This window comes from Mediterraneibacter sp. ICN-202921, assembly GCF_037890075.1.
GTDB lineage: Bacteria > Bacillota > Clostridia > Lachnospirales > Lachnospiraceae > Mediterraneibacter > Mediterraneibacter massiliensis.
The window spans coordinates 38668-51049 of sequence record NZ_JBBKBE010000004.1 but is presented as its reverse complement, the minus strand read 5'-3'; the positions used below and the strand labels follow the sequence as shown (position 1 = coordinate 51049).

At 41.6% G+C, this 12382-nt stretch carries 9 protein-coding genes and 1 tRNA gene; 5 read left to right on the top strand and 5 right to left on the bottom strand.

What is annotated here, in order from left to right:
• Nucleotides 1-25: 25 nt before the first annotated feature.
• The 4 genes from WKT01_RS04875 to WKT01_RS04860 all read right to left on the bottom strand — a co-directional run bounded on the left by WKT01_RS04875 (nucleotide 26) and on the right by WKT01_RS04860 (nucleotide 3409).
• Nucleotides 26-98: transfer RNA gene (locus WKT01_RS04875), tRNA-Ala, on the bottom strand.
• 114 nt (nucleotides 99-212) lie between these two features.
• Complete coding sequence (locus WKT01_RS04870) at nucleotides 213-1031, bottom strand: CvpA family protein (RefSeq protein WP_059067217.1); 819 nt, start codon at nucleotides 1029-1031, stop codon at nucleotides 213-215.
• An 8-nt stretch (nucleotides 1032-1039) separates the two neighbouring features.
• Nucleotides 1040-2233: a DUF5711 family protein gene (locus WKT01_RS04865; protein ID WP_059067215.1), complete on the bottom strand. Its 1194-nt coding sequence runs from the start codon at nucleotides 2231-2233 to the stop codon at nucleotides 1040-1042.
• Nucleotides 2234-2287: 54 nt separating this feature from the next.
• On the bottom strand, nucleotides 2288-3409 hold the full coding sequence (locus WKT01_RS04860; RefSeq protein ID WP_340311553.1) for a LysM peptidoglycan-binding domain-containing protein: 1122 nt from the start codon (nucleotides 3407-3409) through the stop codon (nucleotides 2288-2290).
• Nucleotides 3410-3617: 208 nt separating this feature from the next.
• Between WKT01_RS04860 and WKT01_RS04855 the strand changes: the two genes are divergently transcribed.
• From WKT01_RS04855 to WKT01_RS04835, 5 genes are read left to right on the top strand one after another with little or no spacing between them, the layout of a single operon-like run.
• The gene (locus WKT01_RS04855) at nucleotides 3618-5366 is read left to right on the top strand and encodes a zinc ribbon domain-containing protein (protein WP_340311552.1); all 1749 of its coding nucleotides are present in this window, start codon (nucleotides 3618-3620) and stop codon (nucleotides 5364-5366) included.
• An 18-nt stretch (nucleotides 5367-5384) separates the two neighbouring features.
• Nucleotides 5385-6053, top strand: a complete 669-nt coding sequence (locus WKT01_RS04850) for an ABC transporter ATP-binding protein (protein ID WP_059067208.1) — start codon at nucleotides 5385-5387, stop codon at nucleotides 6051-6053.
• A gap of 51 nt (nucleotides 6054-6104) precedes the next feature.
• Complete coding sequence (locus WKT01_RS04845) at nucleotides 6105-7325, top strand: ABC transporter permease (RefSeq protein WP_117974592.1); 1221 nt, start codon at nucleotides 6105-6107, stop codon at nucleotides 7323-7325.
• Nucleotides 7326-7364: 39 nt separating this feature from the next.
• Nucleotides 7365-8552, top strand: a complete 1188-nt coding sequence (locus WKT01_RS04840; RefSeq protein ID WP_117974594.1) for an ABC transporter permease — start codon at nucleotides 7365-7367, stop codon at nucleotides 8550-8552.
• Nucleotides 8549-9067 (top strand): HD domain-containing protein, encoded by a 519-nt coding sequence (locus tag WKT01_RS04835; RefSeq protein ID WP_117974595.1) that lies wholly within the window; start codon nucleotides 8549-8551, stop codon nucleotides 9065-9067. The genes WKT01_RS04840 and WKT01_RS04835 overlap by 4 nt, the downstream gene beginning before the upstream one ends.
• Before the next feature lie 60 nt (nucleotides 9068-9127).
• Here the strand turns inward: WKT01_RS04835 and WKT01_RS04830 are convergent, their stop codons facing one another.
• The gene (locus WKT01_RS04830; protein ID WP_340311551.1) at nucleotides 9128-12109 is read right to left on the bottom strand and encodes a Rib/alpha-like domain-containing protein; all 2982 of its coding nucleotides are present in this window, start codon (nucleotides 12107-12109) and stop codon (nucleotides 9128-9130) included.
• Between the last annotated feature and the right edge of the window lie 273 nt (nucleotides 12110-12382).

Here is a 12382-nt window from a genome sequence, read left to right as displayed (position 1 = left end):
TTCAGAATTTGTCCTATTTTTTTAATGGAGAATACGAGATTCGAACTCGTGACCTCCTGCTTGCAAGGCAGGCGCTCTCCCAACTGAGCTAATCCCCCGTGTGACTGATTTTTTCAACTTCAATAGAATAGCATACAACCGGAAGATTTGTCAATATCCCGCCGCTAATTTTTCGGCATAATTTTTTATCTGTTTTTATCGCGTGCTGTTTACTAAAACGAAAGTAATTTACTGAGCAAAATATTCTTTTCGTACAAAAATGTAAGGATCGGGCTCTTTTCGATCATTTCAAAACATGCCGCTCCCGCCGCGGTGGAATAGCAGACAGTGATCACCAGAAAACCAAGCCATACGATAACAAGCGCGATAAATATTCCGAGCACAGCTCCGCCCAGATGATTAAAAAAGCCGATCACCGGCAGTTCTCCAATGATATGCACTGCAACCATCAGTGCTTTTACTATAATGATCGCTAATATAAACGTCACAAGAAACGATACAATACGCATTGCCAGCCTGGATATATACGCCGCCGCATATTCTGGAAAGGTATCCACTCCTAGTTCCTCATAAATAGCAGCATTATTATTTTCTATCAATGCATTTTTTAAAAACTGCGGAATAGGCGCTTTTTCAATCTCCTGAATCTGTACGTCCTTCGGAATTTCGCCAATAACACCTAAAATATCCTGTGGAGTTATCCCCAGCATGTCCCAATCCAGTTCATTTAATTTCTGAATCTCGTCAGATTGCAATCCTTCCAGCGGCGTACCGCTTAACTCCATATCGCTTAATTGTTCTGCTGAGATTTCCGGCATAAATGCTTCTACCACCTTTTCTTCAAGTATCTCATCCGCAGGCGTATATTTCTGAAGCACATCAGCCACATAAGGTGACAAGAATATCACGATGACAATTGTAAGGATAGTAGAAATCAAAGACAATCCGATCTTTAAAGCCCCACGGATATATCCTGCCACTATACTCACTAAAAAAATAACTCCGACAATGATCAACAGCCAATTATCCATATGTTCTCCTATTTTGTCAAGTATATTACGCGCAGTCCGTTCGCGCTCATCACATAGTATCTATTTATTCCCCACGCATGTGAGATTTCCTGTGCATCCACTTTTAGATCTCCTTGAAACTTTATGATCCCCGTAGCTGTGATGATACAGCATTTTGAGCCTTCATACAGGATCACCTCGTCACCGTCCATTTTTACTTTGCTGTACTCTCCCGTAAATCCACGGTTCATCACCTGTTTTCCGTCTTTATCGTACAGCCGGACTTCATAGCCGGACTTTTCCTTGTTTAAAAGGATAAATCCTACGTATTTATCCGTATGAAATACACTTTTTATTTCTTGTGTGATTTCGATTTCCTTCTTCTTTTTCGGAATATCCGTGCCTTCATAAATTGTAAAAAAATGATCGCCGATTACAACCGACCGGCTTTCTCCCATAAAAAAGATTTCTCCTATGACTGAATCCGCATATTCTTCTTCACTGACCTCATTATCTGCTTTTGCTTTTCCGGTTTCCCCAAAATTATAATATACGACCCTGGATTGCATAGCTGTACCATTTACACACAAATAAGAAACTGCCAGCAACATTCCGTCATCTGAGATTTCAAGCGCCGTAGGATACCCGGCATTTCCTGCGGTCACCTGATGCTCTACCAAAATATTTCCTGTTGCGTCATACGCCATGATCATCGGTGTATTCTCATTTTTTAAAAGTACACCCACGATTCCCTGCTCTGACACGGTCATCTTTTCAATCGGAAGGTTTGTCTCTATCTCGCCTTTTAAACCTTTTTGTGTAAAGACCTGGATCGTATTTCCGCCGATATCTGCCACTGCAAAAGTTTCCCCATTTATATCGACTGCAGGGCTTTGAAACTGAGCAGGCTGTATCCACTGTTCCTCATTTTTATGATCCAGCAGTACGACTCCATCTCTGTTATAGCGAATGATACTGTCTTTAAATACCGCATAGCGATTGCTGTCAGAAGTCTCCTGCGTATACTCTGCCGCTGTTCTTGCAGTCTGATACGATTTATTTTTCAGCAATAGGAAAGTCCCGATCATGGCAAGAATAAGCAGTCCGACTACCACGATGATCTTCTTCATCTTTTCTATACGATGCTTCTTCTCTCTTTTTTTGACCGCCTCCATATCCGGAGACTTTACTGCCTGCAGATATGGTTTTTTCTTTTGCGCCATATAATTCCCCTTAATTTCTATCTTTCATCTTTTCTCCACGATTATAACATCATTTTAGGGTAATAGCAATTTTTGTCCTACGTAAATCAGATTTCCGTCTGTTATCCCGTTCATTTTACATATTGCCTCCACATGGTCCACATCGCCATACATCTTCTTACTGATGATCGCCAGTGTATCTCCTTCTTCTACCACATAGACTCCATCGCCGCCATTTTCCCCGGACTGTGCTTTTGCTTCTTCTGTATCCTCCGCTCCTTCCTGCACACCGCCGGCTTGTCCTATATCTTGCAGTGCTTCTTCCTGCTGTGTTTCTTTCTGCTGTGTTTCTTTCTGTTCTGTTTCTTCTGTGACAGCAGTCACAGTGCCGCTCGTTTCCTGTATCTCCATAGAATTTGTATCTGTTGCCGCTGTATCTGTCAGATGCTTTAGTGTCGTCTGCACAGATTTCATTTTGTCAAAATTATTGACCATGGTGACTCCCATGATGATCACGACCAAAAGCAGACATGCACTTACCGCATAGATCAGACGATTTGCTTTTTTCTGCTGTTGGCTTTCTTCCCTGTTTCTAACCATACTACGAAAGTCCTTTGCAGCTCTATCTTCAACAGTTTCCGAGGGACACACCCCATTTTTCTTTCTTGCAGAGATCATATAGTTCTGCATGCAGGGGTTTTTCTCGTAATAAGTATAATGTCCGCCAATCTCCAGCAGATCGTTTAGTTTATGTACATAATAAATCTCGTCCTTTTCAATCGGATCTTTCATGATAAAGACCGTGTTTTTCTTTGGGAATGACTTTTTATGTAGTTTGATCGTGCTGTGCTCCGGCGTCAAAGGTACGCCCGCATGAGCCACAAACCATCCAAGCATTTCGCCGTCTTCAAAATACTGCTTGCAGTCCTCGTATGCTTTCTTCCATGTATCCTCATCTATCACATAATCTTTGCCCGAAAGTTTCAGATCGTGCATACGGATCGCTCCATATATGTATACATATTCATCCTCTTCTGTCTTTTGCATATCTCCTATAAGAAACGCCCCCACAGGCCCCTCTTCTGCCTTGTCACATATCTGTGTAAAAAATGTGTCCACATAATCTTCCACATAGATTTTGGGGCTGTCACTGACATTTCCGATCTGCCGCACGTTTTTTGGAATCTGTCTTTCCATTATACTCACCTCTATTTAAATTTTTTCTTAGCATAGCATACAAAAACAGGCTGATTTTAGCAGTTAGTGTCAGGTGCGTTCGACAAATTGAACAGAACTGTTCGCATAGCGGGAAAATATTAGCTCCATCACCCTTTTTTACATTGAACAGATTTTTCTTTTCATATATAATTATAAAAAGAGAAATGTTTATAAGGAGGAAAAAGGAATGTTTTGTAAAAATTGCGGTACACAATTAACGGAAGGAGTAAAATTTTGTCCCCGCTGCGGTACTCCTATTCCGGAGCAAAAACAGACGGCTTCACAGCAGACAGCCGCCCCCTCTCCTAAAAAGCCTGGCAGCAAGAAAAAGATCATTATTCCTTGTGTCGTTGCCGGCGCGGTTTTGATCGTCTCTGTCGGCGCATTCGCCATGACAAAGACGAACGCGTTCAAAGCCAGATTTACTGATCCCGTCGACTATTATAAAGCCGTTGAAACGGCATATATTGATAAAAATGCGGCAATACTTGAAAAAACAGCTTCCAACAAAAGCGATTCTTCTTCTATCACTATGGGCGTAGATATAGACGACGCAGGGATCGCGCTTCTAGGTATAGGAAATTATGATGCAGAGATGATTACAAACGGGCTCAACGAGCTGGAACTTCAGGTGAATTATGGACAGACGGATGATCTGATGGGTGCAGAGGCAGCACTCTATTCCGGCAAAGACCGTATCGTCAGCGCCAATACCGTGATAGACTCTGAATATGAAGAAGCTTATATCCAGATCCCGGAGATTTCTTCCGGATACCTCTGGATAGATGAGGAAGCCTATTCGGAGGCCTCTCTGGGATCTTTATCCATTCTGACCGACATCCCGGATACTGCTAATCTGTCTCCTATTTTCAGTAAATATGCCAAGACCATGCTGGACTATGTAGAAGATGTAGAACGCGAAACAGATGAATTGAAAGTAGACGGTATAGCACAGAAAACCACTCATCTGACGGTTACAATGGACGATAGCCAGCTGCAGGATCTGTTTGTAGACATTCTGGAAACAGCACAAAAAGACGAGGATCTAAAAGATTATATCGTGTGGCTGGGAGACTGCAGCATGATGAGTAACGGGTATTATGACAACAGTTATTATGATGACGACTATTATTATGATGACTATTATGATGACGACTATTATTATGATGACTATTATGATGACGACTATTATGATGACGACTATTATGATGACGACTATTATGATGGAGAAGCGTATTACGACTCTTTTATAGAAAGCCTCGATAACGCTATAATAGAGATTGAAGAATACGGCGCTTTGGATGAAGCAGAAGCCGAAATGGACGTCTGGGTAGATAAAAACGGTGCGATCATCGGAAGAACTCTGACTGTCTCTAATTTCGAAGAAACTATGGAAGTTTTCAATTATCAGACTACCCGAGAAAAAGATAAATTTGCCTGTGTTCTATCTTTTGGAGATCCTGCCAGTGAATATGGAGACTATGTTCTCTTAGAAGGCAATGGCTCTATCAAAAAGGGCCTTGCCGACGGAACCTTTACACTGGAATCTTATGGTGAAACTATAGGGGAATTCACTCTTTCCAACTATGACCTTAAATCTGCAGAAGATGGCTATTTCAACGGTACCCTGGCAGTGAGCAGTGATATGTCTTCCGATCTTTACGGATATGGACTTGAGGTCGCTGTCGCATCTAATGCAGATGGCGGAGAGTGTACATTTTCTATTCTCAGCAACGATGTTTCTCTGGGCTCTATCCATATGACATATACAAACGATTCTGACTATACACCTAAGATACCGGACAGCAGTGAATTATATAATGTCATGGACTACGAGGATATGTATGACTATGAGGATTCCATGGATCTTTATGCTCTGGAAGAAAATTGTAAGAAAAATGAATTTCTTTCCCTTATGCTTGAAGAAATGTATTAAAGAACCGGGTGCAGCAGTATGATACAAATCAACCATCTGTCAAAAAATTACGGAAAAAAAACAGTCCTTCACAATATCTCTTTATGTGTGGACCGGGGAACCTGTGTTGGTATCCTGGGAGAAAATGGCTGTGGCAAATCCACTTTTTTCTCCATTCTTGCCGGGACGTTGCCCGGCAAGAGCGGAGAATTTCTTTATAACGGCATTGACCTTTTCCAAAACCGAAAAGCGCGTGCTTCCATAGTCGGGTATGTGCCGCAGGGCATACCGCTTCTAGAAGAATTACATGCGCTGGATAATCTCCGGCTGTGGTATCGCAGCCGGAAAGAACTCAAGCAGGAACTGGAAAACGGTGTTCTTGCCATGCTTGGAATTCCTGATTTTCTAAAAGTGCCTGTATCACGTATGTCCGGCGGAATGAAAAAACGTTTAAGCATTGGCTGCGCCGTGGCGCATCATCCGAAAGTTCTTTTACTGGATGAACCCTCTGCCGCATTGGACCTCATCTGTAAAGAACGGATTGCCAATTATCTTCTGGAGTTTAAACGCCAGGGGGGGATTGTACTACTGACCACACATGATATCCAGGAACTTCCTCTATGTGATGCTTTATATATCCTAAAACAAGGTTCTCTTATCCCCTATACATATGACGGCAATTACCATCATCTGGCGGGGAAATTATAATAGATACTTTCTGCGGCACAGGATAACGGATACCTAAGGGAGATACCTGATATGAAATATTTTACTCTGCAGATCAAACGGGTATGTAAAGCTTTTCCGGCTATCATACTTACAACGATCATACTTGCCGGGGCACTCGCCGCCCTTGCCTATATACAGATTTCTTCTGCCTCTGCTTCAGAACAGAGGCAGAAAATTACACTTGCCCTTGTAGGAGACAAAGAGGACCCGGCTATCGGACTTGGCGTATCCCTTATGCAGGAGATGGACTCTTCCCGTTTCACATGCGCGCTGGTAGATATGGAAGAAGCAGAAGCACAAAAAGCGCTGGAACGACAGGAGATTCAGGGCTATCTTCTCATACCCGAAGATTTTATCCAATCTGTTATGTATGGATACAATGAAAAGGTAACTTTTGTGACGGATTTCTCACAACCTGGTATCAGTATCCTCCTAGCAAGAGAACTGGCCGATACTGTCTCCGTTCTCTTGACCGAAACCCAGTCTGGTATTTATGCTTTTCAGCATTTTGCCGAGCAGGAAGGTATGACGGCAGGACTGGATGAGGCAGTATACGATATGAATATCCGCTATTTCAATTTCGTTCTGCCCAGGGCGCAGCTGTATCACATTGATACGCCAGATTCTCATACCGCAATTTCCACACAAGGTTATTATTTTTGTTCTTTTCTGCTGCTCTTTTTTCTTTTTATCGGCATTGCCGGGTGCCACCTTTTTGTGCGCAGTGATTTTTCTCTGTGCCGCTTGCTTTCTATCCGTGGTTACGGCAGTTTCCCCCAGATTCTTTCCGAATATGCGGCCTGCTGCTTCCTCCTGCTTCTGCATTATCTTGCGGCGCTTACACTATTTGCAGGAGTAATAAAAATCGCAGGGATCACGCTGCCTGAACTTGTGGATGAACCTTTACAGGCCTATATAAAAATCTTTTTGGCTTTCGGTCTGCTGATCCCGGTCACTGCCGGTCTGCTTTATCTGCTGTCTTCTCTTGTCCGCAGTTTGATCAGCGCCGTCATCCTGACCTTTTGCTGTACATTGTCTCTGGGCTATATTTCCGGCTGCTTTTATCCATTATCTTTCTTTCCGGAAAGCTTACAGAAACTGGCGGGCTTCTTACCTACCGGCATGTCCATGGAATATATGCAGCGAGTTCTGACCGGGGAAAGTCCAGGATGGCTTCCTGTATTTTTATGTATCTGGACAATTCTGTTTTTGTTGTCCGCCTGGGCGGTCCGCAAACGCCGTCTTGTTTGAACCTGACATAGAAACAATAGATATGAGGCATATACTACAATGAAAAAATTATGGTTATGGTACCTTCTGCTTACCAAAAGATTATTGAAAAAACCTTCTTTCCTGGCAGTCCTTTTACTTGCTCCGCTTTTGGCTATCAGCCTTACACTCCTTGCAAAGGAGGAAGCGCATATTGTCAAAATCGCGGTATATACAGAAAAATCTGAAGATCCGCTGGGAGAACAGATCACAGATGAACTGCTGGAGCTAGACGGCGTCATAGAGTATGTTCCCTGTGACACAGAAAACGAGCTGCGCAGTAAAGTCGCTTATGCGCAGGCAGACGCAGGTTACCTGATCCCGGCAGATCTGACAAAACAAATAACGAACTATGTCTCCGGCAAGAAACACAGTCTGCCTTACCACGGTCACCTTATCTCTTTTATCACCAACGAGGATACGATACAACTCAAACTTGCCAGAGAACAATTCTATACAGTATTATATCCGCATCTGTCAAAGATCATAGCCGAACAGTTTACCCTGGAACAGCCATATTTTTCTCGCTTGGAGCAGGGCTATGTCACAAAAATGCTGGATGGTTTTTATGAAGAAATGCATGTGGACGAATCCATCTTCCGGTTTTCCTATAAGGAAGGGAGTGATCCTCTCCCTCTAGAAAACAACAGCTATCTGACCTCCCCCTTAAGAGGTCTGCTGGCTCTGTTCGTATTTCTCACCGGCCTTTCTTCCTCTCTGTATCTGCTGAAGGACAAAAAAGCCGGCACTTTTTCCTGGGTAAGGTATGACTTAAAGCCTCTGTATGACTGGATCTATATTCTTTCAGGAACTGTTCTGGGGGGACTTATGGCTTATGCGGGACTTTTCCTGTCCGGTACATTTACCAACTGGCAGACTGAGCTTCTTCTAATACTGCTGCTTATCTTTGCAGTTTCAGGTTTTTGTAGTATACTAAGTCAGACCATAAGCAATATTTCCGTACTCGGTACGTGTATTCCGCTGCTTTTATTACTGTCCGCCGCTCTCTGTCCGATATTTACGTCTGTACCAGGATTAAAACCGGTGAAATTTATGCTGCCTCCTTATTTTTATTTATACGGACTGCACAGCGGACATTTTCGTCTGTATTTATTCTTATACGGTATCTTCACAACTTTATTTTGCCTGCTTCTGCACCGTATCTCTGAAAAACATTATATAAAAAAGATGGGAACTTCTGTAAAATGATAAGACTGCATAATAAACTACTTACAAATCTGCACAGAGAAGCTGTACAAAAACATGAAAATCTGAAAAGAGACTGGGGCGAAGATTTCTATGCCTGCATAAAAGATATTGCGGAACATCCCGTCGTACTGCGGATGAAGCTCTATCCTCATCACGGAAAAACAAACTGTTATCAGCATTGTCTCCACGTGGCCTTCTATAATTACCAGTGGTGCCGTTTTATGCACTTGGATGCCGTCTCTGCGGCCCGTGCAGGAATGCTGCACGATCTGTTCCTCTATGACTGGCACACGCACGCCCAAAAGACAGGGAATCGTCTCCATGGACTTACCCATCCTAAGACTGCTTATAAACATGCCCGGAAGTTTTTTTCTCTAAACGACATAGAAAAAGATATTATCCTGCACCATATGTGGCCTGTCACACTGTTTCATTTTCCAAGGACAAAAGAAGGATGGATCACGACTTTGACAGATAAGTACTGTGGTCTGCTGGAATCTTCACGCCGAAAATGAAACTAACGAAATGACTTGAAAAAGAAAGAGGGCTCAAAATGAGCCTCTCTTCCTATAATGTCAAAACTGTTTCTTCCTGAATTTCCTTCTAAGGATCACACCTGCCGAACCTAAGATAGCAACTCCTAATCCCCATGCATTTGCTGTATCTCCTGTTTTTGGTGCATTTGCAGCCGCCTTTCCGCTATTTGAGGAACTTGTCTTCGTTTTTCCACTATTTGAATCGTCTGTTCCTGATTTTTTACCATTCTGGCTGTTGTCACTTGATGTTTGACTTTTCTGATTATCGTTGACAGGATTTTCCTCTTTTGGCTTCACTACAATAACCGGAATCTTTACCTCCTCTTTACTTCCATCTGGATAAGTCACTACAATAATTCCCGTCTGATTTCCGACACTATTAGTATCAATTGGCTGTTTCCACGTATAGTCTGTATTTTCCGGGAGCTGATCTTTATTTCCAATCCCTTCTTCCGCATTTGCAGGTTCTCCAATTTCCACCGTAATATCTTTCCCTGCCGGATCATAAATATCTTTGGCGTCTCCATAGGTAACGATTACTTTTACTGTATCCGTCGTATTATCTGCATAGGTTACAACGACATCAACTGCCTGATTTTTCCCACTTGCCGGGATATCTCCTATAACAATCTTGGATTTTATTTTTTCATCTGGCGCATCCGTTGTTACTTTCCCAAGAACTTCTGCTTCCATCGCAATATCTCCATAGTCTTTGTTCAATATACCTCCTGTTGCCGTATACTTCTGCGCATCTGTCTGGTCTTCCCCGGGCTTAGAATTTGGATCTTTTGGATCCGTTCCTTTTTCTATCTCTTCTGTATCCGAAAAACCATCTCCGTCATCGTCATCATCTATGATATCAGGAGTTCCGTCTCCATCCGTATCCCTTTGCACTGTGACAGTAACTTCTACGTTTTTTATGGATGTACCATCTTCTGATGTTACAATTGCATGAAGTGTAATATTCTGCTCTTCATAAGTGTTTGAGTCTTTATCTCCCCATAAAAGCCCAGCAGGCATTCCTGATAAATCTCCCTTTTCATCAATTGTCAATCCCGAATTATTTCCTTCGTCATGTACTCCTGAAACAGTAAAACCATCTTCATTTGCCTCAATTACTTTTGTATTAGGCGCTACCTCCTGTCCTTCAATCTGTTTTGGAGGATTCGTAACAGTCACTTCAAAACCTTGTACCACTTTTACAGGAACAGTCACCTCAAAAGGCTCATCTCTGTCCGGCACAGTTACCGATACAACTCCTGTTTTTTCTCCAATCTCATCTGTATTTGGTGTTGTTTTCCAAGAATATTTTGTCCCTTCCGGCATTTTGGCTGCGTTTGCAATTCCTGATTTCGCAATAGTACTATCGTCTGTTAAATCCGTATCTTTAGCAATTTCTATCGCTTCCTGAACTGCTTTAGGAGACTCTTTTACTGTTGCTTTTGCTTCTTCTCCCTTTGTATATCTCGGATCTGAAGGAATGATACGAACTATAACCTCATCGCCGGCTTTACCTAGCTTACTTGGATCATTTACATTAAACTCTAATTCTTTTACTATTGTCTTAGGTACACCGTTTTCTTCTGCATTTAGATTATTTATAGTAGCTATTATTTCTCCATTTTTGTTAATAAGCTGTGCTTTATTTCCTTTTCCTGCATTTTCATTTAATAAAACAGACGCTTTTACTTTTGTGTCTCCATTATAAGGCGCCTTAATCTTTGGTATCCCAATATAAGGGCTTTGATCGCTATTTACCTCTTCGTCGTCAGTCTTTCCGTCACCATCAATATCTTGAACTCTGTAAAAGCCAACACCATGCGTATTTGGAATTAACGCATTTACAGTTTGATCTGTAAGCCATGCATGGAAAACAAAGTCATCTCCGAAAGGTGCGCCCTCACTTACTCCAGCTTCATTTCTCAGTTCTTCCAAAATTTGATCCATTGGCTTGTTAAGCTTATATACATATCGTATAATTACCGGCCTCGGAGAGCCCTCTGCAAATGCAACATAATCTGTAAGATTACTATCCGTGAAAAATCCTGTACCATATTTGACATTTTCAGGTCTTCTGTCTATAGATAAATCTACAACTTTTTTATTACCTTTACCGCTAAAAGAAAAATCCGGTGCTACTTCAGTGGCATCTTTCATTTTATATAGCTCTATCCCATCGATATACTTTACAAGTCTTGGATCAACAGAATATTTTAAATTCCATGGTTTATTTTTTGCACTTATCGTATAGCTCAAATTCGTATTCTTTGAAATTTTATAATCTACAACGATTGCGCCATTCGAACTTCCAATAACTGGATCCTTTTCATATCTGCCCTCCACCGATGCATGTTTGAACCAATCGTTGCCGGCAGATACTGCATCTTCAATATTGTCTTTATCAATACCCTGTACCTTGAAAAAACCAGTCGAATCAATTCCCGGCACAATTTTATCCTTATCTTTCTTACTTGTCAGATAAATCCTATAAAACAGCTTGTCACTGCTTAATTTATCATCTCCTATGTCCGCGAGGATTTCCTTTACCGGTTTTTCAAAATAGATTTTACCATTATATGCCGTTTGTGTATCTGTCGTTTCTCCTCCTGCAAAGATTCCCTCGCTTGCCCGAATATAATTAGCGACCCATATATTTTTGCTTCTCCCTAGTGTATCGTTTTTTCTTTGAAAAACAATTCTTTGTGAACTTGCACTTCCTTCCACAAGTCTCTTAGGCTCAACCTCAATTCTAGTTATATATTTTGCAAGCCTCTCATCAATCTGAAGGTTTATTTTCCAGTTTGCTGTTGAAGCTGCAATATTATGTTTTCCATACAGCTTAAAGTTAGCTTCTGTCGTAGTATTGTTTTTTGACAGATTTTCCGGATCAAATTTTAAGTCCTGAAAATTGTATTTCTTATTTTTTGTATATCCCAGCATCTCATAATCAATATTTCCAGATGCTGCTTTACTCTCAATTGAGCTGCTGCCATTGGCGTTTGCTGCGGCACCTGCTGCCATTGCCGCCGGTGACAGCACAAGTGTATATCCCAGCACGCATGACATCACTCCAATAGATATCTTTCTGATCTGTTTGACCACAGATTTTTTGTTTCTCAATGCTTTCTCCTTCGCTCTTTCTTCCGTACTTATCGTACTTATTTTTTGTTCCTATTTCCTATTAGAAATAAAATATACTTATATATTATTTCTAAAATTTAATTCTGGATATATTTACAGAAAACAAAAACTATATATACATACTTTAGCCGCATTATACATAGCGCAGGAGTC